Here is a 23195-nt window from a genome sequence, read left to right as displayed (position 1 = left end):
CCCCCCCCCCCCCGCCCGGGCGGGGGGCAACCCCCCCGCCGCCCCCCGCCCCCGCGGGGCCCGCCCCCCCCCCGGCGGGGCCCCCCGGCCCCCGCGGGCCCGGGCCCTCCCGTCATGCGTGTGGTGCGCTGGCACGGGCCGGCCTGCTCCGCTCGGAGCGCTACGGGACGGGGACCGGGGTCACGCCCAGCGGCTCGAGCGCCGCTGCACCACCGTCAGCGGCCGTCAGGACCCAGATGCCGCCCGCGTGCACCGCGACGCTGTGCTCCCAGTGCGCGGCGTCGGACCCGTCGAGCGTACGCACCGTCCACTCGTCGGCGTCCGTCGAGCTGTCGATCGTGCCGGCGGTCACCATCGGCTCGATCGCGACGGCCAGGCCGGGCTTGACGGCGGGACCCGCGCCGCGGACGCGGTAGTTGAAGACCGGCGGCTCCTCGTGCATCGAGCGACCGATGCCGTGACCGGTGAAGTCCTCGACGATGCCCCACTCGCCGGTCTCGTCGATGGCATCCTCGACCGCCGCACCGACCTCGTGCAGGTTCTTCGCGAGCGCCAGCGCGGCGACCCCGTGCCAGAGCGACCGCTCCGTGGTGTCGCACAGCTTCTGGCGGGCCGCCGTCGTGTCCGCGTCGCCGCCGGGGACGACGGTGCTGAAGGCGCTGTCGCCGTTCCATCCGTCCACCTCGGCACCGGCGTCGACCGAGACGATGTCGCCGGGTTCGAGCACGCGGTCACCCGGGATGCCGTGCACGATCTCGTCGTTCACCGACACGCACAGGGTGTGGCGGTAGCCGGGCACCAACTGGAAGTTCGGCACACCGCCGCCGTCGCGGATCGTCTGCTCGGCGATCGCGTCGAGCTCACCCGTGGTGATGCCCGGCCGGATCGCGGCACGCACGGCGTCGAGCGCCTGTGCGGTGAGGAGCCCGGGCCGCACCATGGCGCGGAGCTCCTCGGGGGTCTTGTAGATCGAGGGCTTCCGGAAGCGTGACACGGACTGCCTGGTCAGACCGAGGCGGCGAGACCGCGGGCGGACAGTGCCGCAGCGATCCGGTCACCGACCTCGTCGACGCCGCCGAGGCCGTCGACGTCCACGACCAGTCCACGCTGCTGGTACACGGCGACGAGCGGGGCGGTCTGCTCCTGGTACACCTGCTGGCGCCGACGGATGGTCTGCTCGTTGTCGTCCGCGCGACCCTGTTCGCTCGCACGGTTCATGAGCCGACCGACCAGGGCGTCCTGGTCGGCAACCAACTGCACGACGGCGTCGATCCCGGTGCCGTGCTCAGCGAGCAGCCCGTCCAGGTACTCCACCTGAGCGGGCGTCCGCGGATAGCCGTCGAGCAGGAAGCCCTGCACGGCGTCGGGCTCGGCCAGGCGGTCACGCACCAGTTCGTTCGTCAGGTCGTCGGGGACGTACTCCCCCGCGTCCATGATCGCCTTGGCCCGCTGTCCGAGGGGCGTGCCCTCCGAGACGTTCTTCCGGAAGATGTCCCCGGTCGAGATCGCCGGCACGCCGAACGACGTGGCGATCCGGCCGGCCTGCGTGCCCTTCCCGGCTCCGGGAGGTCCGACGATGATGAGACGTGCGCTCAACGGAGAAGCCCTTCGTAGTGACGCTGCTGCAGCTGCGAGTCGATCTGCTTCACCGTCTCGAGACCCACACCCACGATGATCAGGATGCTGGCACCGCCGAACGGGAAGTTCTGGTTCGCGCCGAACAGCGCCAGTGCTGCGAGCGGGATGAGGGCGATGAGACCGAGGTACAGCGCACCGGGCAGCGTGACCCGGGTCAGGACGTAGTCGAGGTACTCAGCGGTCGGGCGTCCGGCACGGATGCCCGGGATGAACCCGCCGTACTTCTTCATGTTGTCGGCGACCTCTTCGGGGTTGAAGGTGATCGCGACGTAGAAGTACGTGAAGCCGACGATGAGCAGGAAGTACAGGACCATGTAGAACCAGTTGTCACCCGAGGTCAGGTTGCTCTGGATCCAGGTCACCCACGGGGCCGGCGCAGAACCGTCCGAGGGCTGGTTGAACTGGGCGATCAGCGCCGGCAGGTAGAGCAGCGACGACGCGAAGATGACGGGCACGACGCCGGCCATGTTCACCTTGATCGGGATGTAGGTGTTGTTGCCGCCGTAGGTCCGCCGCCCGACCATGCGCTTGGCGTACTGCACCGGGATCCGTCGTTGCGACTGCTCGACGAACACGACGGCCATCATGATCACCAGTCCGACCAGGATCACGAAGAGGAAGAGCTCGAAGGACTGCGACTGCTCGATGGCCCAGAGCGCGGACGGGAACTGCGCGGCGATCGAGGTGAAGATGAGGAGCGACATGCCGTTGCCGATGCCGCGCTCGGTGACGAGCTCGCCCATCCACATGATGAGGCCGGTACCGGCGGTCAGGGTGATGACCATCAGCAGGATCGCGTACCAGCTGTCGTTCGAGATGATCGACGTGCAGGACGCCGAGGCGCTCGTGCCGAACAGCGCGCCCGAGCGGGCAACGGTGATCAGGGTGGTGGACTGCAGCACGCCCAGCGCGATGGTGAGGTAGCGCGTGTACTGCGTCAGCTTGGCCTGACCGGACTGGCCCTCCTTGTAGAGGGAGTCGAAGTGCGGGATGACCACGCGCAGCAGCTGCACGATGATCGACGACGTGATGTACGGCATGATCCCGAGCGCGAAGACCGAGAGCTTCAGCAGTGCCCCGCCGGAGAACAGGTTGATCAGGTCGTAGAGGCCGCCGGACGACGACGCGGACGCCAGGCAGGCCTGGACGCTGGCGTAGTCGACGAACGGTGCGGGGATGTACGAGCCCAGGCGGAACAGCGCGATGATCGCCAGGGTGAAGCCGATCTTCTTGCGAAGATCTGGGGTGCGCATGATGCGCGCGACCGCTCTGAACACGAGTTACTCCGAACTTCTGTGACCGGTCTGGCCGGTCGAGCCGGGCGAGGTGCCCGTGGCCGGAAGCGCCGACCCCGTGGCCCGTTGACGCACGTCGAACGACGCCGTCTTGTCGGGCCTGCCATCAAGGAAACCGTAACGGCGGCCCGCGCGCCATGCGCGGGCCGCCGACGGGGGACTACTTGGTGACGGTGCCGCCCGCCGCCACGATCTTCTCCTCGGCGGATGCCGAGACCTTGTCGACCGTGACCGTGAGCTTCACGCTGATGTCACCCTGACCGAGAACCTTGACCTTCTCGTTCTTGCGGACGGCGCCCTTGGCGACCAAGTCCGCGACGGTGACGTCGCCACCGTTCGGGTAGAGCTCCGCGATCTTGTCCAGGTTCACGGGCTGGTACTCGACACGGAACGGGTTCTTGAACCCGCGGAGCTTCGGGGTGCGCATGTGCAGCGGCATCTGCCCACCCTCGAAGCCGACCTTGACCTGGTAACGAGCCTTCTGGCCCTTGGTACCACGGCCGGCGGTCTTGCCCTTCGAGCCCTCACCGCGACCAACACGGGTGCGGTCCTTCTTCGAGCCAGCGGCCGGACGAAGGTGGTGCACCTTCAGGATCTGGACGCGCTCGTTCTTCTCGTCGCTCATGCGTCGACCTCCTCGACCTTCACGAGGTGCGCCACCGTTGCGACGTACCCGCGGTTCTGGGCGTTGTCCTCACGCAGGACCGTACGGCCGATGCGCTTGAGACCCAGGCTGCGGAGCGTGTCGCGCTGGTACTGCTTCTCGCTGATGACGGACTTCGTCTGCGTGATCTTCAGCATGGCCATCAGGCACCTGCCTTCTCGTTCGCGGCGGTACGCGCAGCTGCTTCGGCCTTCAGCAGGCGAGCCGGCACGACGTGGTCGACGGGGAGGCCACGACGTGCTGCGACGGCGCGGGGCTCCTCGAGCTGCTTGAGGGCCTCGACCGTGGCGTGCACGATGTTGATGGTGTTCGACGAGCCGAGCGACTTGCTCAGGACGTCGTGGATGCCGGCGCACTCGAGCACGGCGCGGACCGGACCACCGGCGATGACACCGGTACCGGCCGCGGCCGGACGCAGGAGGACGACGCCAGCGGCGGCTTCACCCTGCACCGGGTGCGGGATCGTGTTGCCGACGCGGGGGACGCGGAAGAAGTTCTTCTTGGCCTCTTCGACGCCCTTCGAGATGGCGGTCGGGACCTCGCGGGCCTTGCCGTAGCCGACGCCCACCAGACCGTTGCCGTCACCGACGACGACGAGAGCGGTGAAGCTGAAGCGACGACCACCCTTGACGACCTTGGAGACGCGGTTGATGGTGACGACGCGCTCGAGGAACTGGCTGTCGCCACCTCGCCCGCTCCGGTCGTTGCCGCCGCGGCCACCCTGCTGGCGGTCACGGCCGCCACCGCTGCCGCCACCACGGCGGCCACGGTTGTCGACGGAGTCGCGGTTGTTCGAAGCCGAACCCGCCGCGGTCTCGACGGGACGCTCGACGACGGGGACCTCAGGCTCCTTGGCCGCGGGGGCCTTGGCGTCTGCGTCAGTCGTCTCGGCAGCGTCGGTGCTCTCCGTGGCGGTGTCCGCCTCGGTCGGCGCCGCAGCGGTCGTGTCGACCTCGGCGTCGGTCGTGGCCTCGGCCTTGACCTCGGCGTCGTCGTTGGTGTTCGCGATGTCGCTCACAGGTTCAGCCCTCCTTCACGGGCACCGTCGGCGATCGCGGCGACGCGACCGGCGTACTTGCTACCACCGCGGTCGAAGACCACGGCCTCGACGCCAGCCGACTTCGCACGCTCGGCGACGAGCTCGCCGACACGACGGGCCTTGGCGGTCTTGTCGCCGTCGAACGAGCGGAGGTCGGCCTCCATCGTCGATGCGCTGGCGAGGGTGTGACCCTTCGCGTCGTCGATGACCTGGACGAACACGTGACGTGACGACCGGGTGACGGCGAGGCGGGGACGGGTCTCGGTCCCGGTGATCTTCTTCCGGAGACGGTTGTGGCGGCGGGCCTTGGCTGCCGCCTTGCTCTTGCCTCGAGTACGAGTTCCGATGGCCATGATCACTTACCTGACTTTCCGGCCTTGCGGCGCACGATCTCGCCGGCGTAGCGGACACCCTTGCCCTTGTAGGGCTCGGGCTTGCGCAGCTTGCGGATGTTGGCCGCGACCTCACCGACGAGCTGCTTGTCGATGCCGTTCACGGTGACCTTGTTGTTGCCCTCGACGGCGAAGCTGATGCCTGCCGGCGGGTTGACCGTGATCGGGTGGGAGTACCCGAGCGCGAACTCGAGGTCGCTGCCCTTGGCGGCGACGCGGTAACCGGTCCCGACGACCTCGAGGCCCTTGGAGTAGCCCTGGGTGACGCCGATGATCTGGTTCGCGATGAGCGACCGGGTGAGGCCGTGCAGCGCGCGGGAGGAACGCTCGTCGTCCGGGCGGCTGACGAGGACCTGGTTGTCCTCGACGGTGGCCTGGATGGGCTCAGCGATGACGAGCGTGAGCTCGCCCTTCGGGCCCTTGACGGCGACGTTCTGGCCGTCGACCGAGACGGTCGCTCCGGCCGGGATGTCGATGGGGAGACGTCCGATACGAGACATGATCGATCACCAAACGTAGGCGAGGACTTCCCCACCCACGCCCTTCTGCTCGGCTTCGCGGTCGGTCAGGAGCCCCGAGGAGGTCGACAGGATCGCCACGCCGAGGCCACCGAGGACACGGGGCAGCTCGGTCGACTTCGCGTAGACACGGAGGCCCGGCTTCGAGACGCGCTTGATGCCGACGATCGAACGCTCGCGATCGGGGCCGTACTTGAGTTCGATGGTCAGGGTCTGCCCGACGCGGGCGTCCTCGACCTTCCACTCGCTGATGAAACCCTCACGCTTGAGGATGTCAGCGATGGTCTGCTTGAGCTTGGAGCTCGGAAGCGAGACGGCGTCGTGGTGCGCCGAGTTCGCGTTCCGCAATCTGGTCAGCATGTCTGCGACCGGATCAGTCATCGTCATGATGCGTATCCGTTCTTCGTCCGGTTTCGATCACCCGTTCCACGAGTGCCGACCTCGACGATCGATGTGATCCCAGGGCGGTTCCCCGGGATCGGTGTGACTTCGTGCGTGCGGGCCGGAGGAGATGAACTCCTCCGGCCCGCACCGCCCGGAGTAGCTTAGACCGTCTGCTCGCCCGAACGGAACGGGAAGCCGAGCTGACGGAGCAGCGCGCGGCCTTCGTCGTCCGTCTTCGCGGTGGTGACGACAGTGATGTCGAAGCCACGCACGCGGTCGATGCGGTCCTGGTCGATCTCGTGGAACACGCTCTGCTCCGAGAGACCGAAGGTGTAGTTGCCGTTGCCGTCGAACTGGCGGTCGCTCAGACCACGGAAGTCGCGGATGCGCGGGAGCGCCAGCGACAGCAGGCGGTCCAGGAACTCCCACGCACGGTCACCGCGGAGGGTGACGTGTGCGCCGATGGCCTGGCCCTCACGCAGCTTGAACTGCGCGATGGACTTGCGGGCCAGCGTGACCTGGGGCTTCTGACCCGTGATCGCCGTGAGGTCCTTGATGGCACCTTCGATGATCTTCGAGTCGCGAGCGGCCTCACCGACACCGGTGTTGACGACGACCTTGACCAGGCCGGGGACCTGGTTGACGTTCCCGTAACCGAACTGTTCGGTCAGGGCCGCCTTGATCTCGTTGCGGTACTTCTGCTTCAGGCGCGGCTGAACTTTCTCAGCAGTCGCGGCAGTCGTGTCGGTCATCAGAGCTTCTCACCAGACTTCTTGGCGTAGCGGACGCGGACGGTCTTGGTGACGCCGTCCTTCTCCACCTCTTCGTTGCGGAAGCCGACGCGGGTCGGCTTCTTGGTCTTCGGGTCGACGATCGCGACGTTCGACACGTGGATCGGAGCTTCGTGCTGCTCGATCCCACCGGTCTTCGAGCCGCGCTGGGTCTGACCGACGCGGACGTGCTTGGTCACGAAGTTGATGCCCTCGACGACCAGACGGTCGCCGCGGACCTCGATGACCTTGCCCTGCTTGCCGCGGTCGCCGCCACGCTCCTGCGTGGCACCGGTGATGACCTGGACCAGGTCACCCTTCTTGATGTTCGCCATGGCTTACAGCACCTCCGGCGCGAGCGAGATGATCTTCATGAACTTCTTGTCACGGAGCTCGCGACCGATCGGCCCGAAGATACGGGTTCCGCGCGGGTCGCCGTCAGCCTTGAGGATCACTGCCGCGTTCTCGTCGAACTTGATGTAGGAGCCGTCGGCACGACGGGTCTCCTTCTTGGTGCGAACGATGACCGCCTTGACGACGTCACCCTTCTTCACGTTGCCGCCGGGGATGGCGTCCTTCACCGTGGCGACGATGACGTCACCGAGGCCGGCGTAGCGACGACCCGAGCCGCCGAGAACACGGATGGTGAGGATCTCCTTGGCGCCCGTGTTGTCAGCCACCTTCAGGCGGGATTCCTGCTGAATCACTGTTGTCTCCTGTTCCGAAGCGGGCCGAGGCCTACTTGGCCTTCTCGAGGATCTCGACCAGGCGCCAGCGCTTCGTGGCGCTGAGGGGACGGGTCTCGCTGATGACGACCAGGTCGCCGACACCGGCGGAACCCTGCTCGTCGTGGGCCTTGACCTTCGACGTGCGACGGATGACCTTGCCGTAGAGGGGGTGCTTCACGCGGTCCTCGACCTCGACGACGATCGTCTTGTCCATCTTGTCGCTCGTGACGTAGCCACGACGGGTCTTGCGGTAGCCGCGGGTGACGGCGGCGGAGTCCTTCTCTTCGGTGGCCATCAGTTCTCCTCGGCGGTCGCGGCCTCGGTCGACTCAGCCGGCTTCTCGGCCTTCTTCGACGACTTCTTGGCCTTCGGGGCGGTCTCGACGGGCGCGGGCGTGGCACGGATGCCGAGCTCGCGCTCACGGAGCACGGTGTAGATGCGCGCGATGTCGCGCTTGACGGCACGGAGACGGCCGTGGCTCTCCAGCTGGCCGGTGGCCGACTGGAAGCGGAGGTTGAACAGCTCCTCCTTGGCCTTCTTCAGCTCGTCAGCGAGACGCTCGTTCTCGAACGTGTCGAGCTCCGTCGGACGGAGCTCCTTGGAACCGATCGCCATTATGCGTCGCCCTCCTCGCGCTTGATGATGCGTGCCTTGAGGGGCAGCTTGTGAATTGCACGGGTCAGTGCCTCGCGAGCGACCTCGTCGCTCACACCGGCGAGCTCGAAGAGCACGCGACCCGGCTTGACGTTGGCGACCCACCACTCGGGCGAACCCTTACCGGAACCCATTCGGGTCTCAGCCGGCTTCTTGGTCAGCGGGCGGTCCGGGTAGATGTTGATCCACACCTTGCCGCCACGCTTGATGTGACGCGTCATGGCGATACGAGCGGACTCGATCTGACGGTTGGTCACGTAGGCCGGGGTGAGCGCCTGGATTCCGTACTCACCGAAGGAGACCTTCGTGCCACCGGTCGCCTGGCCCGAACGCTTCGGGTGGTGCTGCTTGCGGTGCTTGACTCGACGGGGGATAAGCATGGTTACGCCTCAACTCCTGCGCCGGCCGGCGCGTCCTGCGGGGCCTGCTGCTCGCGACGGTCGCCACCGCGCTCGTTGCGGTCGCCACGGGGGCCGCCGCCACGACGGTCGTTGCCGCCGCCACGACGCTCCGGGCGCGACGAACGCTGGTTCGCCTGCTCGCGAGCGAGCTCCTTGTTCGTGATGTCGCCCTTGTAGATCCAGACCTTCACGCCGATACGACCGAAGGTGGTCCGAGCCTCGTAGAAGCCGTAGTCGATGTTCGCGCGGAGGGTGTGCAGGGGCACGCGGCCCTCGCGGTAGAACTCCGAGCGGGACATCTCGGCGCCACCGAGGCGGCCCGACACCTGGATGCGGACACCCTTGGCGCCGGCGCGCTGTGCACCCTGCAGGCCCTTGCGCATGGCGCGACGGAACGCGACACGAGCGGAGAGCTGCTCGGCGATGCCCTGCGCGACGAGCTGGGCCTCGGTCTCGGGGTTCTTGACCTCGAGGATGTTGAGCTGGATCTGCTTCTTGGTGAGCTTCTCGAGCTCGCTCCGGATGCGCTCCGCCTCGGCGCCGCGGCGACCGATGACGATGCCCGGGCGCGCCGTGTGGATGTCCACGCGGACGCGGTCACGGGTGCGCTCCAGCTCGATGCGGGCAACGCCCGCGCGGTCGAGGCTCTTCGTCAGGAACTGACGGATCTTGACGTCCTCGGCCACGAAGTCGGCGTAACGCTGACCCTTCTTCGTGCTGTCGGCGAACCAGTGGGAGATGTGGTCCGTCGTGATCCCGAGACGGAAGCCGTACGGGTTGACCTTCTGGCCCATTACTTGCTCGCCTTCTTGCTCGTCGCGGCGGCCTCGGCCTCATCCGGCGTCGCGAGGACGACCGTGATGTGGCTCGTGCGCTTGTTGATGCGGAAGGCGCGGCCCTGGGCGCGCGGCTGGAACCGCTTCAGGGTCGTGCCCTCGTCGACGAAGACGCTGCTCACGTAGAGGTCGCGCTCGTCGAGGAAGCTGTTCGTCGAGTCCGCCTTGACCCGTGCGTTCGCGATCGCCGAGGCGACCAGCTTGTACACGGGCTCGGAAGCGCCCTGGGGGGCGAACTTCAGGATGGCGAGCGCCTCGTGGGCCTGCTTGCCGCGGATCAGCTGGATGACGCGACGGGCCTTCTGAGGCGTGACGCGGATGTGTCGCACGCGTGCGATCGACTCCACCATTTCGTTCCTCCTCTGCGTCGCCGCGTTAGCGGCGACGGCCCTTCTTGTCGTCCTTCACGTGGCCGCGGAAGGTGCGGGTCGGCGCGAACTCGCCGAGCTTGTGACCGACCATCGACTCGGTGACGAAGACCGGGATGTGCTTCCGGCCGTCGTGCACGGCGATGGTGTGACCGAGCATGTTCGGGACGATCATCGACCGTCGCGACCACGTGCGGATCACGTTCTTGGTGTTGGCCTCGTTCTGCGTGACGACCTTGCGGAGCAGGTGCTCGTCGACGAAGGGGCCCTTCTTCAGACTGCGTGGCATCTTCGGAACTCCTACTTGCGCTTCTTGCCGGCGTTACGGCGACGGACGATGAGCTTGTCGCTCGGCTTGTTCGGCTTGCGCGTACGACCCTCGGCCTGGCCCCAGGGGCTGACCGGGTGACGGCCACCGGAGGTCTTGCCTTCACCACCACCGTGCGGGTGGTCGACCGGGTTCATCGCGACACCACGCACCGTCGGGCGGACGCCCTTCCAGCGCATGCGGCCGGCCTTGCCCCAGTTGATGTTCGACTGCTCGGCGTTGCCGACCTCGCCGATCGTGGCGCGGCAGCGGGCGTCGACGTTGCGGACTTCACCCGACGGCAGACGGAGCTGCGCGTAGGGGCCGTCCTTGGCGACGAGACGCACCGAGGCGCCGGCGGAGCGGGCGAGCTTGGCGCCGCCACCGGGGCGGAGCTCGATCGCGTGCACGACCGTACCGACCGGGATGTTGCGCAGCGGCAGGTTGTTGCCGGGTTTGATGTCAGCGCCAGGGCCCGTCTCGACGACGTCGCCCTGCTTGAGCTTGTTCGGCGCGATGATGTAGCGCTTGGTGCCGTCCACGAAGTGCAGGAGCGCGATGCGCGCCGTGCGGTTCGGGTCGTACTCGATGTGAGCGACCTTGGCGTCGACGCCGTCCTTGTCCGCACGACGGAAGTCGATCACGCGGTACTGGCGCTTGTGTCCACCACCGATGTGACGGGTCGTGATGCGGCCCGAGCTGTTCCGGCCACCGGTCTTCGGCAGCGGACGGAGCAGGGACTTCTCCGGGGTGGAACGAGTGATCTCGGCGAAGTCGGAGACCGAGGAGCCGCGACGACCGGGGGTCGTGGGCTTGTAGTTACGAATAGCCATGATTTATCCCTCTGGTCCTCAGCCGACAGCCGTGAAGATGTCGATCGAACCGGACTTGAGCGTCACGATGGCGCGCTTGGTGTCCTTGCGCTTGCCGATCCCGAACTTGGTCCGGCGGGTCTTGCCCGGACGGTTCAGCGTGTTGATGCCGGCGACCTTGACGTCGAAGATCTTCTCGATCGCGAGCTTGATCTCGGTCTTGTTCGCACGGGGGTCCACGAGGAACGTGTACTTGCCCTGGTCGATGAGGCCGTAGCTCTTCTCCGACACGACCGGCGAGATGATGATGTCGCGCGGGTCCTTGTTGAAGCCGCTCATGCGGTGATCTCCTTCGCGGTCTTCGACGCGATGAAGGCGTCGAGGGCGCTCTTGCTGAAGACGACGGCGTCCGCACGGAGGACGTCGTAGGCGTTCAGCTGGCCGTACGAGAGCGCGTGGACGTTCGGCAGGTTGCGGACGCTCTTCAGCGTCAGCTCGTCGCCCGACTCGAGCACGATGAGCACGTGCTTGACGGGTGCGACCTTCTCGAGCAGCGTGCGAGCGGTCTTGGTCGACGGCAGTTCTGCCTCGACGAAGCCCTCCACAGCGGAGATGCGGCCACCGCGGGCGCGGTCCGAGAGCGAGCCGAGCAGAGCTGCGGCGATCATCTTCTTCGGGGTGCGCTGCGAGTAGTCACGCGGGGTCGGTCCGTGGACGACGCCACCACCGGTGTGCTCCGGAGCGCGGACCGAACCCTGACGGGCGCGGCCGGTGCCCTTCTGCTTGAACGGCTTGCGACCCGAGCCGCGGACTTCGCCACGGTTCTTGGTCTTGTGGGTGCCCTGACGCGCGGCGGCGAGCTGCGCGGTGACGACCTGGTGGATGAGCGGGACGTTGGTCTCGACGTCGAAGATCGCTGCGGGGAGCTCGACGGAGCCGGACTTCACGCCCGAGGCGTCGAGGACGTCGATCGTGGTTGCGGTCGTGGTGGCCATGATCACTTACCCTTCACGGCGGTGCGGACGAAGACGGAACGGCCACGAGCACCGGGGACGGCGCCCTTGACGAGCAGCAGACCCTTCTCGGCGTCGACGGCGTGGACCGTGAGGTTGAGGACGGTCACGCGGTCGCCACCCATACGACCGGCCATGCGCATGCCCTTGAAGACACGCGACGGGGTCGAGGAGGCGCCGATCGAACCGGGCTTGCGGTGGTTGCGGTGCGAACCGTGCGAGGCGGAGACACCGGCGAAGTTGTGACGCTTCATGACACCGGCGAAGCCCTTGCCCTTGCTGGTGCCGACGACGTCGACCTTCTGGCCGGCCTCGAACGTGTCGACGGTCAGCTCCTGACCGAGCGAGTACTCCGCGGAGTCGTTCGTGCGGATCTCGGTGAGGGTGCGACGCGGCGTGACACCGGCGGCCTCGAAGTGGCCAGCGGCCGGCTTGTTCACCTTGCGGGGGTCGATCTGGCCCGCGGCGATCTGGATCGCCTCGTAGCCGTCGCGCTCGATGTTGCGGATCTGGGTGACCACGTTCGGGCCGACCTCGATCACGGTGACGGGGATGAACTTGTTGTTCTCGTCCCACACCTGGGTCATCCCGAGCTTCTTGCCGAGGAGGCCCTTGACGGTCTTGGTTGAGTTCGCCATGAGTTCCAGCCCCCTTACAGCTTGATCTCGATGTTGACGTCGGCCGGGAGGTCGAGACGCATGAGCGAGTCGACGGCCTTCGGCGTCGGGTCGACGATGTCGATGACCCGCTTGTGCGTGCGCTTCTCGAAGTGCTCGCGCGAGTCCTTGTACTTGTGAGGGGAACGGATCACGGGGATCACGTTCTTCTCGGTGGGGAGCGGCACCGGGCCGACCACAGTTGCACCGGCACGGGTCACCGTGTCGACGATCTTCCGGGCCGACGTGTCGATGACCTCGTGGTCGTACGACTTGAGCCGGATGCGGATCTTCTGTCCCGCCATGTGTTTTCCTGTCCTCTCTGCGCCGCGCACCCTCAGGCCGCCTGACGCCGCCGGGGCTCCGCTGTCGCGTGCCCGGCTGTTTACGTGAACCACCGGCTCCACCGCAGGGGATGACCGCTGTTCTCCTGTCAACCGCGCGAGTACCCGGGGCACACGCGTGGGCATGTCGCCACCCGCGCACCGAGGTGCTGGCGGATGTCGAACGTGTTCTGCTGCCTGCGGCCCAACCCAGCCCTGCTGGACAAGGGGGTTGTGCACTGTCAGAGCAGTGACCCCACGGGCGCGAACACCCGCGGAACTTCGGAACCGGACAAGTCTCCCATAGGCCCCGCATCCGTGCAACCCGGGCGTGTCGCGATCTGGGCGGCGTGTCGAGGAGCCCGCCACGGGCCTCCCGGACCGCCTCCCGACGGCTGTCCGGAGCCGGTCTGGAGGCTCGGGTCACGCCCGCCGGTCCGGCTCACCACCGAGGCTCCGCAGCACCGCTGTTAGCCTTCGGACATGCCCGAACTCGATGTGCTCGCCGACCCCTCCGACCCGGCTGTCCAGCGGCTCAGCGACCTCGCCAAGCCCGCGCGCGGCACCGTCCGGACCGCGATCGTCGAGGACCAGGAGCCGCTCGTGCAGGCCCTGCGCGCCGGCGTCCGGTTCGTCGAGGTCTACGGGGAGTCCACACGCGAGTTCCCCGCCGACCTGGCCGCCCTGTGCGCCGAACTCCAGGTGTCGGTGCGGCTCGTCGAACCGGCGGTGCTCACCAAGGTGTTCCGGAGCGAGAAGCGCCCGAAGGTCTTCGGCGTCGCGAACATCCCGGCACCCGCGCGCTTCTCGGCCCTGGCGGAGGGCACGGGCGACGTGCTGGTCCTCGACGGGGTGAAGATCGTCGGCAACATCGGCGCGATCGTCCGCACCGCCGTCGGTCTCGGCGCCCGCGGCGTGGTCCTCGTCGACAGCGACCTGGCGACCATCGCCGACCGCCGTGTGGTCCGCGCCAGCCGTGGGCACGTCTTCTCGGTCCCGGTGCTGCTCGAGACCCGCGAGCGCGTCGCCCGCTGGCTCGGCGAGTCCGGCCTGCGGGTCGTCGACGTCGACATGGACGGCTCGCTCTCCCCCGAGTCACTCGGCGCGCTCGAGGGCGACGTGGCGCTGCTGCTCGGCGCCGAGAAGACCGGCGCGTCAGACGTGCTGCAGGACCTCGCGGCGGACACCGTCTCGGTCCCGATCGACAGCAGTGTCGAGTCGCTCAACGTCTCCGTCGTCGCGGGCATCGTGCTCTACGCCCGCAGTCGCCGGAACGCCTGACCTCCGGACGGAGAACGCCGAACGCCCCGGTCCGCTCGTGCGGTCCGGGGCGTTCTCGGCATCCGGGGATCAGTCCTCAGGCAGCGGCGGGACGAACCACGGCGGGAAGACCGCCACACGGGGGGCCGGACCACCCTGCTCGGCGAAGACGGCCTTCACCTGCTGGCGGACGCGGTCGTTCGGCACACCCACCAGGGCGACGGACGACAGCGGCACGCGCGGCCCGGCCAGCAGCTCCACGCCGTGCATCGACGGGTCGGTGATGTCGGTGCGGCGGAGCAGGTTCGTCGCCGCATCCGGGCCGACCGCGAAACGCACGTCCGGGTCGTCGGCGTCGGTGTCCGCCAGGATCACGGACGCACCGAAGGCGGTCGTCGGCACCACGAGGACGACGAACTCGGTCGCACGCGTCCGACGCGCGGCATCCGACCAGCGGTCCTCCTCCGCGCCGGAGCGGAGCTCGTCCCACCGGCGGGCGTCGGGCGAGAGGGTGAACGGCACGTGGCCGGCCACGCTGGAACCGTCGGGGGCGGTGGCCGCACCACGCGCCTCCCGGGTGGCAGCGGAGCTGACGTCGACCGCCGGCGTCGCCTGGTCGGACGCCAGGACGGCGCCCTCGGCGACGATGCCCGCGAGGTTGTCGATGTGGGTGACGTGGTGGGCGCGCAGCGCACCGAAGTCACGGGTCGCCGGCAGGACCTGCTCGGGGACCTTGCCACCCGGCGTCGACGGGGTCGACCGCAGCGACGTGGTCACGCGGGTCCGCCGTGGCGTCGGGGTCTTGATGATGTCTTCCGGATCACGCTGCCGTGGGGAGCAGATGTCGCAGAGTTCGATGGGGAAACCGTGGATGCACTCGTCGGTCACGACTGATGGGTCCTTCCGTGCCTCGTGGGGTGGGCGGGCACGACCACCAACGCTACGTCATCCCGGCGCCGCCGACGACCGTTCACGACTCCACCCCGTCATTGTCGGTAGAGCAGTGCCCGGACCTCGGACTCGGCCGCGTGCAGTCGTTCGGGGTCGATCGTCTCGCCGTGTTCGTACGCGTCGAGCAGCCTGGGGTCGATGTAACTCTGTCTCGCGACGGTCGGTGTGTTGCCCAGGACCTCGCTGGCGGCCTTGACGGCGTGCGAGATGGCCTTCTTCCGCTTCGCCTGGCTCGACAGCACGCCCGTCTCAGCCAGGTCGACCGCCGCCGCGACCGTGCCGTGCAGCGTCCGGAAGTCCTTCGCGGTGAAGTCCTCCCCCGCACGCTCCTTGACGTAGGCGTTGATGTCCTCTGCCGTCACCGGCTCCCAGTCGTCACCGCGGCGCTCCCGGAACGACAGCAGACGCGCGGTCGGCCCCCGACGCTTCATGCCGACCAGGACCCGGGCCAGGTCGGCGTCGTGGATCGTCGACGACCACGCCTGGTGGCTCTTGCCGGGGAACTCGAGCTCGATGTCGTCCCCGGAGATGTGTGCGTGCGTGCAGAGGAGCGTGGAGAGCCCGTGGCTGCCGTGCTCGGTGGCGTACCGCTCCGACCCGACACGCAGTGAACCCTGGTCGAGCATCCGGAAGGCCGCGGCCAGTGCACGACGACGGTCGGGCTCCGGACGGCGGAGGTCCTGGGTTACCATCCGCCGTGCCGTGGGCAGGGACTCGGCCAGCGCGAGCGCCCGGTCGTACTTGATCTTGTCCATCCGGTCGCGCCAGGACGGGTGGTACATGTACTGCCGACGCCCGGCACCGTCGATCCCGGTGGCCAGGATGTGGCCGTTCTCGTACGGGGAGATCCAGACGTCGTCCCAGGCCGGCGGGATCACGAGGTCCTCGAGGCGCTTCCGCACCTCCGGGTCGGTCACGGTCGTGCCGTGGGGATCCTTGTACGAGAACCCCGAGCCACTGCGGACACGGTGGTAGCCACGACCCTTGGTCGAGGAACGGCGGAGGCGTGTCACGGACCTGATGCAACACCACCGGCGCTGCTCGACCGAGCAGGAACGTACCCCGGTGCGTCTGGCGGCTCTGGGCTGGCTCGCATCGCAGGGGAAACGGAAGCGGGGCCGGACCCGAAGGCCCGACCCCGCTCTCGCAGGTAACCGGAGTTACTTGATGATCTTCTCGACCGTGCCAGCGCCGACCGTGCGGCCACCCTCACGGATGGCGAAGCGGAGGCCCTCTTCCATGGCGATCGGCTGGATCAGCTCGACCGTCATGGCGACGGTGTCACCGGGCATGACCATCTCGGTGCCCTCGGGCAGCGTGATGACGCCGGTGACGTCCGTGGTGCGGAAGTAGAACTGCGGGCGGTAGTTCGCGTAGAACGGGTTGTGACGACCGCCCTCTTCCTTGTTCAGGATGTACGCGTTCGCGGTGAACTCGGTGTGCGGCGTGACCGAACCCGGCTTCACGACGACCTGGCCGCGCTCGACGTCTTCGCGCTTGAGGCCACGGATGAGCAGACCGGTGTTGTCACCGGCGACTGCCTTGTCCAGCAGCTTGCGGAACATCTCGATGCCCGTGACCGTGGTCTTCTGGGTCGCCTTGATGCCGACGATCTCGACCTCGGAGTTGAGGTCCAGCTCGCCACGCTCGACGCGACCGGTGACGACGGTGCCACGACCGGTGATCGTGAAGACGTCCTCGATCGGCATGAGGAACGGCTGGTCGGTGGCGCGCACCGGGTCCGGGACGTTCTCGTCGACGGCGGCCATCAGGTCCTGGACGGACTTGACCCACTTCTCGTCGCCCTCGAGCGCCTTGAGCGCCGAGACCTGCACGACGGGGGCGTCCTCGTCGAACTCCTGCGAGCCGAGGAGCTCGCGGACCTCGAGCTCGACGAGCTCCAGGATCTCCTCGTCGTCCACCATGTCGGACTTGTTCAGCGCGACGACGATGTACGGGACGCCGACCTGGCGGGCGAGCAGCACGTGCTCACGCGTCTGGGGCATCGGGCCGTCGGTGGCGGCGACCACGAGGATCGCGCCGTCCATCTGGGCCGCACCGGTGATCATGTTCTTCACGTAGTCAGCGTGACCAGGAGCGTCGACGTGCGCGTAGTGGCGCTTCTCCGTCTGGTACTCGACGTGCGAGATGTTGATCGTGATGCCGCGCTGGCGCTCTTCGGGAGCGTTGTCGATCTGCGCGAAGTCGCGGGCCTCGTTGAGGTCCGGGTACTGGTCGTGCAGAACCTTGGTGATCGCCGCCGTGAGCGTGGTCTTGCCGTGGTCGACGTGACCGATGGTTCCGATGTTGACGTGCGGCTTGGTCCGCTCGAACTTGGCCTTGGCCACTGTGGGTCCTCCTCAGGACTCGGATGCGTCGCCCCCAGCAGGACCTGGTCGGTCCTGCGCTGTTGGCGCGCGGTGTGTGTGTCTCTACTTTACTTGGTGGCGAGGGGCCCGTCGCCGGGCACCCTCGCCTGGGGATGACGCGGGAGCGTCAGGCCCCGGTGCTCTTCTGGATGATCTCGTCTGCCACGTTGCGCGGGACCTCGTTGTAGGTCTCGAACACCATGGAGAAGACAGCACGACCAGAGGTCTTGGAGCGCAGGTCGCCAACGTAGCCGAACATCTCGGACAGCGGGACGCTTGCACGGACCACCTTGACGCCGGACGCATCCGTCATCTCGGAGATCTGCCCACGACGCGAGTTCAGGTCACCGATGACGTCGCCCATGTACTCCTCGGGCGTACGGACCTCGACGGCCATGATCGGCTCGAGCAGCACGGGACCGGCCTTGCGGGCCGCTTCCTTGTACGCGATCGAGCCGGCGATCTTGAACGCCATCTCGGACGAGTCGACGTCGTGCGCCGCGCCGTCCTTGAGGGTCGCCTTGACACCGACGGTCGGGAAGCCGGCGAGGACGCCGACCTGCATCGCGTCCTGGATGCCTGCATCGACCGAGGGGATGTACTCGCGGGGAACGCGACCACCGGTCACGCCGTTCACGAACTCGTACACCTTCTCGGCGGTGACGGGCATCGGCTCGAGCGCGATCTGCACCTTCGCGAACTGACCGGATCCACCGGTCTGCTTCTTGTGGGTGTAGTCGTAGCGCTCGACGATCTTGGTGAGGGTCTCGCGGTAGGCCACCTGCGGCTTGCCGACGTTCGCCTCGACCTTGAACTCACGCTTCATGCGGTCGACGAGGATGTCGAGGTGGAGCTCGCCCATGCCCTTGATCGTCGTCTGACCGGTCTCGGCGTTCTGCTCGACGCGGAACGTCGGGTCCTCTTCAGCGAGCTTCTGGATGGCGACCGAGAGCTTCTCCTGGTCGGCCTTCGTGTTCGGCTCGATGGCGACCTCGATGACCGGCTCCGGGAACGTCATCGACTCGAGGACGACCTGGTTGGACGGGTCGCACAGGGTGTCACCCGTGGTCGTGTCCTTGAGGCCGATGACCGCGTAGATGTGGCCCGCGGTGACCGAGTCGACCGGGTTCTCCTTGTTGGAGTGCATCTGGAAGATCTTGCCGATGCGCTCCTTCTTGCCCTTGGTCGAGTTGATGACCTGGGCACCGGAGTCGATGTGACCGGAGTACACGCGGACGTAGGTGAGGCGACCGAAGAACGGGTGCACCGCGACCTTGAACGCGAGAGCCGAGAAGGGCTCGGACGACTCCGGCTTGCGGATGATCTCGACCTCTTCGTCCTTGACGTCGTGGCCGATCATCGGCGGGACGTCGAGGGGCGAGGGGAGGTAGTCGATGACCGCGTCGAGCATCGGCTGCACGCCACGGTTCTTGAACGCCGAGCCGCAGAGGATCGGGTAGAGGGTGCTGCTCACCGTGAGGGCGCGGATGGCGGCCTTGATCTCGGCGACCGAGAAGTCGGTGTCACCGTCGAGGTAGCGCTCCATGAGGGCGTCGTCCGCCTCGGCCACGCGCTCGATGAGCTTCTCGCGGTACTCGGCGGCACGGTCGGCCAGGTCGGCCGGGATCTCCTCGATGGTGTACTTCGCACCCATCTCGACGTCACCCTTGGCGTCACCGCGCCACGTGAGTGCACGCATCTCGACCAGGTCGACGATGCCCTCGAAGGAGCTCTCGGCACCGATCGGCAGCTGGAGCACGAGGGGCTCCGCACCGAGGCGGTTCACGATGGTGTCGACGGTGTAGTAGAAGTCGGCGCCCAGCTTGTCCATCTTGTTGACGAAGCAGATACGCGGGACGTTGTACTTGTCAGCCTGACGCCACACGGTCTCGGACTGGGGCTCGACGCCCTCCTTGCCGTCGAAGACGGCGACGGCACCGTCGAGGACGCGGAGCGAACGCTCCACCTCGACCGTGAAGTCCACGTGACCCGGGGTGTCGATGATGTTGATCTGGTTGTTGTCCCAGAAGCAGGTCGTCGCGGCCGACGTGATCGTGATGCCGCGTTCCTGCTCCTGCGCCATCCAGTCCATCGTGGCAGCGCCGTCGTGGACCTCACCGATCTTGTGCGTGATGCCCGTGTAGAACAGGATGCGCTCGGTCGTCGTGGTCTTGCCGGCATCGATGTGCGCCATGATGCCGATGTTGCGGACCTTGTTCAGGTCGGTGAGCACGTCCTGTGCCACAGGTTCCTCCGGGAGAGTTGTAGGAGAGGGTGGCGGCCGTCCGGGTGCCGCGGCTCTTGGCCGAGGCACCCGGACGGTGCCGGATGACTACCAGCGGTAGTGGGCGAAGGCCTTGTTCGACTCGGCCATCTTGTGGGTGTCCTCACGGCGCTTGACCGCGGCACCGAGACCGTTCGACGCGTCGAGGATCTCGTTCATGAGACGCTCGGTCATCGTCTTCTCGCGACGGCCCTTGGCGTACGAGGTGAGCCAGCGGAGCGCGAGGGTGTTCGCACGGTGCGGCTTGACCTCGACCGGGACCTGGTAGGTCGAGCCACCGACGCGGCGGCTACGGACCTCGAGGGTCGGACGGACGTTGTCGAGCGCCTTCTTCAGCGTGACGACGGCGTCCTGGCCGTTCTTCGACGAGACACCTTCGAGCGCGTCGTAGACGATGCGCTCGGCGAGGCCCTTCTTGCCGTCGAGGAGGATCTTGTTGACGAGCTGGCTGACGACGGGGGCGCCGTAGACCGGATCGGCGACGACGGGGCGCTTCGGGGCGGGACCCTTACGAGGCATCTAACTCAACCCTTCTTCGCACCGTAGCGGCTACGAGCCTGCTTACGGTTCTTGACGGCCTGGGTGTCCAGGGCACCGCGGATGATCTTGTAGCGCACACCCGGGAGGTCCTTCACACGACCGCCGCGGACGAGCACCATCGAGTGCTCCTGGAGGTTGTGGCCCTCACCGGGGATGTAGGCCGTGACCTCGGTGCCGTTCGAGAGCTTCACACGAGCGACCTTGCGCAGGGCGGAGTTCGGCTTCTTCGGGGTGGTCGTGTAGACGCGGGTGCACACGCCACGCTGCTGGGGGTTCGCCTTCAGTGCCGGCGCCTTGGTCTTGACGACCTTCGGCGTACGACCCTTGCGAACGAGCTGCTGGATGGTAGGCAACTGTTCTCCTGGTTCTTCGCTCGTGCTCTCTGGCCGACGCGGTCCGTCGGCTTCCTCATCCCACGCGGACCAACGCCTGACGGCGGAGGGAGATGGGGGATGGAGTGATCGGGAGGCCGGAGGCCTGCAAGATCTGGGCGCGCCCGAAGGCGCACACCCAGAAGAGCCTAGCCGTCGTGACAGACGAGGTCAATCCGTGGTAACCCGCCGACCGGCCCGTCCGCTGTCGGCGTGACGGCGGCGACGAGCTCCGGACGGGGCGTCAGGACCCCGACTCGGACTGCGCGTTGCCGACGGCGGACACGAACGTGGCCCCGTCGTCGCCGAACCCCGTGATCCAGCCGGACGCGCGCACGGTGATCGGCCCGGCGGTCGCGGTGCCGCGGCCCTCGGGACCCGTGAACTGTGCGCGGAACGTCGCGGAACCCGCCGAACGAGTCGAGACCGCCCACCCCTTCGACGCCCATCCCCCGACGGCGACGGACGGGCGGGACTCGAGTGTCCACTTCTGGTCGGTGTAGGTGTTGTCCGGATCCTCGCCGTAGGCGTAGAAGCTGCAGCCATCCGGAGCCGCGGTCGGTGCGGCCACGCAGGCGTCCACCCATGCGTCCACCGCAGCCGACGCCGCCGTCGACCCGGCTTCCGTCAGGGTCGTCGCCACCACGACCGGGGTCCCGGTCGCGCCGAACCCCGGGACGGGCGCCGTCGAGTCCGTCGCGGTGAACCACTTGCCGCCGTCGAGGTGCACTCCGTACGACCCCGGGAACGCCCGGAGCGAAGCGGTGCCGGACGAGTCGGTCCGGACGTCGGCGCCCGCGACCTGCACGGTGCTGCGAGGCGGCCCCTGCACCGCGACCTGCACCGACCCGAGCACCGGTGCCCGCAGCGACCACACCGGGAAGACGCCCCAGTCGGTGCCCGTGCGTTCGAGTTCGAACGTCGCCGGGACGATCCGCCCGGCCTGGGTCAGGACGGTCCGGACGGTCGCGTGGTCCGACTGCTGGTCCACCGAGGTGATCCGGTGCGCCGTGATCTTGTCGCCGACACGGGCGTAGACCGCGTCGGTCAGCAGCACGTCGCTCTTCTCACGGTCGATGCCGGCCGTCCGGAGCGCGTCGGCGAGGTGGCCGTGCTCGACGTCGTCGAGGAAGGACTGCACCGGGCGCTCCGCCGAGTGCGCGTCCGATCCGACGGACCAGCCGATCCCCCCGGCGACCACGAGCAGGACCAGTGCCGCAGCCCCGGCCACGATGCCGACGACCGCACCGCGGCGCAGCCCGCGCCGCCGCCCGGTCGCGCCCGGCGTCGGCGTCGGCTGGACAGCCGTCATGGCGGGTGGCAGGGCGCGGTCGCCGTGCAGGGACTCGTCGTCCGGCACCGACTCCCAGCCCGGCGTGCGGTCAGCTCGGTCGGTCATCGGTCCCCCATGGTGCGTCGGTCAGCGCTTCCCCGGAATCGTACCGGCCGAGGCGGGGGTGGTGCGGGCCTCCCGTCAGTCCTGTGGACGGACCGGTGGCTGCTGGGGCTCCTGTGGATGACTCGCCTGCCAGCGCACGGCGGAGATGCCGCCGACGACGGTCAGGAGAGCGACGACGACCGCACCCACCACGAAGGGGCTGAGGGCGTACCCCGCGGGGAACACCAGGAGCTCGGCGACGTCGGACCGGACCAGGGCGTAGCCCACCGCGCCCACGCCGAGCATGACCAGGTACGTCGTCGCGGCGGCGACCAGACCGGTGATGCCGGGGTTGCCCTCACGGGCGCCCGTCGCGGTCGCGAGGAACACCACGATCGCGGCGCCGACCACCATGCCGGGCCCGAGGTACGGGGTGGCGTCGGGTTGGCGGATCGCCTCGGCGTCGGCGAGCAGCGCTTCGAAGCCCGCCACGGCGATGACGAGCGCGATGAACAGGACGGACGTCATCGTCGCCACCAACCACCGGGACATGCGCTGATCGTAGCCCTCACCCGCCGACGGTCGGGGTGGTGGCTACGGGGCGTCGGCGCGTTCCGGCTCGGGGGCGTGGTGCTGGGCGGCGTGGCGCTGCTGGGTGGCGTGCTGCTGGGTGGCTGCGCGGACGAGGGCGAGCGCGATCGTCGCGGTGATGACGGGGACGCTCTCGGTCATCGGGGCGGGGGCGTCGGTGCCGGTTCCGGTTCCGGTGCTGTCGCCGGGCACGGCCGGGAGGCCCGGGGTCGGCTCCGGGGTCGCGGTGACGTCCGCCTCGTGGTCACGCAGTGCCGGGCCGATCACCGGCAGGACCGCCGTGGTCGTCGGGAGTTCGGCGTGGAGGTCGGTGGAGCGGGCAGTGGGCTCCCCACTCGTGCTGCTCCGGCGCCGGCGGAGACCCATCCGGACGAGGACCACGGCTGCGACGACCGCCCAGATGCCGTTGACGATCGTCGACGGCACCGCGTGGTGAGCGGCCACGTTGACGGCGACGGCGATCCCTCCGACGAGGTTGAACAGCTGGTACACCGGGCCGTTCGGGATCTTGCCGAGCGAGAAGAGCAGATAACCGGCGAGGACGGTTCCTGCTCCGAACCAGCCGAGGAACTCGATGACACCGACGAACACGCGCGACTCCGGGCACGACGAGGAGCACCCGTTTCGCGGGCGTCCGAGAGGGAGATGGGCGG

Annotated in this window: 33 protein-coding genes; 1 reads left to right on the top strand and 32 read right to left on the bottom strand. The window is 68.1% G+C overall.

The window, feature by feature from the left end; genetic code table 11:
• Positions 1–160 precede the first annotated feature (160 nt).
• The 23 genes from map to rpsJ form a co-directional block, all read right to left on the bottom strand.
• Entirely contained in the window at positions 161–940 is a 780-nt protein-coding gene (gene map / locus QCD68_RS06415) for a type I methionyl aminopeptidase (protein WP_441005172.1), read from the bottom strand.
• Positions 941–1005: 65 nt separating this feature from the next.
• On the bottom strand, positions 1006–1596 hold the full coding sequence (locus tag QCD68_RS06410) for an adenylate kinase (protein WP_301222428.1): 591 nt from the start codon (positions 1594–1596) through the stop codon (positions 1006–1008).
• On the bottom strand, positions 1593–2915 hold the full coding sequence (gene secY, locus QCD68_RS06405; RefSeq protein WP_110824231.1) for a preprotein translocase subunit SecY: 1323 nt from the start codon (positions 2913–2915) through the stop codon (positions 1593–1595). Before secY ends, QCD68_RS06410 begins: the two co-directional genes overlap by 4 nt.
• A gap of 178 nt (positions 2916–3093) precedes the next feature.
• On the bottom strand, positions 3094–3558 hold the full coding sequence (gene rplO / locus QCD68_RS06400) for a 50S ribosomal protein L15 (protein WP_110903556.1): 465 nt from the start codon (positions 3556–3558) through the stop codon (positions 3094–3096).
• A complete protein-coding gene (gene rpmD / locus QCD68_RS06395) occupies positions 3555–3740 on the bottom strand; it encodes a 50S ribosomal protein L30 (protein WP_022906355.1) in 186 nt (61 codons plus the stop codon). The genes rplO and rpmD overlap by 4 nt, the downstream gene beginning before the upstream one ends.
• Positions 3740–4615 (bottom strand): 30S ribosomal protein S5, encoded by an 876-nt coding sequence (rpsE, locus tag QCD68_RS06390; RefSeq protein ID WP_111073929.1) that lies wholly within the window; start codon positions 4613–4615, stop codon positions 3740–3742. The genes rpmD and rpsE overlap by 1 nt, the downstream gene beginning before the upstream one ends.
• Positions 4612–4989 (bottom strand): 50S ribosomal protein L18, encoded by a 378-nt coding sequence (gene rplR, locus QCD68_RS06385; protein WP_110824233.1) that lies wholly within the window; start codon positions 4987–4989, stop codon positions 4612–4614. Before rplR ends, rpsE begins: the two co-directional genes overlap by 4 nt.
• Positions 4990–4991: 2 nt before the next feature.
• On the bottom strand, positions 4992–5528 hold the full coding sequence (gene rplF, locus QCD68_RS06380; protein WP_111073930.1) for a 50S ribosomal protein L6: 537 nt from the start codon (positions 5526–5528) through the stop codon (positions 4992–4994).
• A gap of 6 nt (positions 5529–5534) precedes the next feature.
• The gene (rpsH, locus tag QCD68_RS06375) at positions 5535–5933 is read right to left on the bottom strand and encodes a 30S ribosomal protein S8 (RefSeq protein WP_111073931.1); all 399 of its coding nucleotides are present in this window, start codon (positions 5931–5933) and stop codon (positions 5535–5537) included.
• Between the two features lie 158 nt (positions 5934–6091).
• Positions 6092–6682 (bottom strand): 50S ribosomal protein L5, encoded by a 591-nt coding sequence (gene rplE, locus QCD68_RS06370; protein ID WP_111073932.1) that lies wholly within the window; start codon positions 6680–6682, stop codon positions 6092–6094.
• Complete coding sequence (rplX, locus tag QCD68_RS06365) at positions 6682–7035, bottom strand: 50S ribosomal protein L24 (protein ID WP_111073933.1); 354 nt, start codon at positions 7033–7035, stop codon at positions 6682–6684. The genes rplE and rplX overlap by 1 nt, the downstream gene beginning before the upstream one ends.
• A 3-nt stretch (positions 7036–7038) precedes the next feature.
• Complete coding sequence (gene rplN / locus QCD68_RS06360; protein ID WP_110903562.1) at positions 7039–7407, bottom strand: 50S ribosomal protein L14; 369 nt, start codon at positions 7405–7407, stop codon at positions 7039–7041.
• A 31-nt stretch (positions 7408–7438) separates the two neighbouring features.
• Entirely contained in the window at positions 7439–7723 is a 285-nt protein-coding gene (gene rpsQ / locus QCD68_RS06355) for a 30S ribosomal protein S17 (RefSeq protein ID WP_111073934.1), read from the bottom strand.
• On the bottom strand, positions 7723–8043 hold the full coding sequence (gene rpmC, locus QCD68_RS06350) for a 50S ribosomal protein L29 (RefSeq protein WP_110903564.1): 321 nt from the start codon (positions 8041–8043) through the stop codon (positions 7723–7725). The genes rpsQ and rpmC overlap by 1 nt, the downstream gene beginning before the upstream one ends.
• Positions 8043–8462 carry a 50S ribosomal protein L16 gene (gene rplP, locus QCD68_RS06345; RefSeq protein ID WP_111073935.1) on the bottom strand — a complete coding sequence of 140 codons (420 nt, stop codon included), beginning with the start codon at positions 8460–8462 and terminating at the stop codon, positions 8043–8045. The genes rpmC and rplP overlap by 1 nt, the downstream gene beginning before the upstream one ends.
• Before the next feature lie 2 nt (positions 8463–8464).
• Positions 8465–9277 (bottom strand): 30S ribosomal protein S3, encoded by an 813-nt coding sequence (gene rpsC / locus QCD68_RS06340; RefSeq protein ID WP_111073936.1) that lies wholly within the window; start codon positions 9275–9277, stop codon positions 8465–8467.
• The gene (gene rplV, locus QCD68_RS06335; protein WP_110903567.1) at positions 9277–9669 is read right to left on the bottom strand and encodes a 50S ribosomal protein L22; all 393 of its coding nucleotides are present in this window, start codon (positions 9667–9669) and stop codon (positions 9277–9279) included. The genes rpsC and rplV overlap by 1 nt, the downstream gene beginning before the upstream one ends.
• A 25-nt stretch (positions 9670–9694) precedes the next feature.
• Positions 9695–9976, bottom strand: a complete 282-nt coding sequence (gene rpsS / locus QCD68_RS06330) for a 30S ribosomal protein S19 (protein WP_017885529.1) — start codon at positions 9974–9976, stop codon at positions 9695–9697.
• Positions 9977–9987: 11 nt separating this feature from the next.
• Positions 9988–10827, bottom strand: a complete 840-nt coding sequence (gene rplB / locus QCD68_RS06325; protein WP_111073937.1) for a 50S ribosomal protein L2 — start codon at positions 10825–10827, stop codon at positions 9988–9990.
• Between the two features lie 18 nt (positions 10828–10845).
• Entirely contained in the window at positions 10846–11145 is a 300-nt protein-coding gene (gene rplW / locus QCD68_RS06320) for a 50S ribosomal protein L23 (protein WP_110824245.1), read from the bottom strand.
• Positions 11142–11801: a 50S ribosomal protein L4 gene (gene rplD, locus QCD68_RS06315; protein ID WP_111043491.1), complete on the bottom strand. Its 660-nt coding sequence runs from the start codon at positions 11799–11801 to the stop codon at positions 11142–11144. The genes rplW and rplD overlap by 4 nt, the downstream gene beginning before the upstream one ends.
• A 2-nt stretch (positions 11802–11803) precedes the next feature.
• Positions 11804–12457, bottom strand: a complete 654-nt coding sequence (rplC, locus tag QCD68_RS06310) for a 50S ribosomal protein L3 (protein ID WP_110903570.1) — start codon at positions 12455–12457, stop codon at positions 11804–11806.
• 14 nt (positions 12458–12471) lie between these two features.
• Positions 12472–12780 carry a 30S ribosomal protein S10 gene (gene rpsJ, locus QCD68_RS06305; protein ID WP_110824248.1) on the bottom strand — a complete coding sequence of 103 codons (309 nt, stop codon included), beginning with the start codon at positions 12778–12780 and terminating at the stop codon, positions 12472–12474.
• A 501-nt stretch (positions 12781–13281) separates the two neighbouring features.
• Between rpsJ and QCD68_RS06300 the strand changes: the two genes are divergently transcribed.
• Positions 13282–14079 (top strand): TrmH family RNA methyltransferase, encoded by a 798-nt coding sequence (locus QCD68_RS06300; protein ID WP_301222427.1) that lies wholly within the window; start codon positions 13282–13284, stop codon positions 14077–14079.
• Positions 14080–14148: 69 nt separating this feature from the next.
• Here QCD68_RS06300 and QCD68_RS06295 read toward each other — a convergent pair whose 3' ends face one another.
• From QCD68_RS06295 to QCD68_RS06255, 9 genes are all read right to left on the bottom strand, one after another.
• The gene (locus QCD68_RS06295) at positions 14149–14946 is read right to left on the bottom strand and encodes a DarT ssDNA thymidine ADP-ribosyltransferase family protein (protein ID WP_111073939.1); all 798 of its coding nucleotides are present in this window, start codon (positions 14944–14946) and stop codon (positions 14149–14151) included.
• Positions 14947–15044: 98 nt separating this feature from the next.
• Positions 15045–16022 (bottom strand): DNA topoisomerase IB, encoded by a 978-nt coding sequence (locus QCD68_RS06290; protein WP_301222426.1) that lies wholly within the window; start codon positions 16020–16022, stop codon positions 15045–15047.
• A gap of 147 nt (positions 16023–16169) precedes the next feature.
• Complete coding sequence (gene tuf, locus QCD68_RS06285) at positions 16170–17357, bottom strand: elongation factor Tu (RefSeq protein WP_301222425.1); 1188 nt, start codon at positions 17355–17357, stop codon at positions 16170–16172.
• A gap of 148 nt (positions 17358–17505) precedes the next feature.
• Positions 17506–19623, bottom strand: coding sequence for an elongation factor G (gene fusA / locus QCD68_RS06280; protein WP_301222424.1), 2118 nt, complete (start codon positions 19621–19623; stop codon positions 17506–17508).
• Positions 19624–19710: 87 nt separating this feature from the next.
• Complete coding sequence (rpsG, locus tag QCD68_RS06275; RefSeq protein WP_110903576.1) at positions 19711–20181, bottom strand: 30S ribosomal protein S7; 471 nt, start codon at positions 20179–20181, stop codon at positions 19711–19713.
• Between the two features lie 5 nt (positions 20182–20186).
• The gene (rpsL, locus tag QCD68_RS06270) at positions 20187–20555 is read right to left on the bottom strand and encodes a 30S ribosomal protein S12 (protein WP_058728453.1); all 369 of its coding nucleotides are present in this window, start codon (positions 20553–20555) and stop codon (positions 20187–20189) included.
• 262 nt (positions 20556–20817) lie between these two features.
• Positions 20818–21972, bottom strand: coding sequence for a hypothetical protein (locus tag QCD68_RS06265; RefSeq protein ID WP_301222423.1), 1155 nt, complete (start codon positions 21970–21972; stop codon positions 20818–20820).
• Positions 21973–22047: 75 nt separating this feature from the next.
• Positions 22048–22503 carry a DUF6121 family protein gene (locus QCD68_RS06260; protein ID WP_221849448.1) on the bottom strand — a complete coding sequence of 152 codons (456 nt, stop codon included), beginning with the start codon at positions 22501–22503 and terminating at the stop codon, positions 22048–22050.
• 42 nt (positions 22504–22545) lie between these two features.
• On the bottom strand, positions 22546–23133 hold the full coding sequence (locus QCD68_RS06255) for a CBU_0592 family membrane protein (protein WP_301222422.1): 588 nt from the start codon (positions 23131–23133) through the stop codon (positions 22546–22548).
• Positions 23134–23195: the final 62 nt, after the last annotated feature.

It is taken from the genome of Curtobacterium sp. PsM8 (genome assembly GCF_030433875.1).
Taxonomy (GTDB): Bacteria; Actinomycetota; Actinomycetes; order Actinomycetales; family Microbacteriaceae; genus Curtobacterium.
The sequence above is the reverse complement of the archived record's forward strand: the minus strand, read 5'-3'. Positions and strand labels throughout refer to the sequence as shown.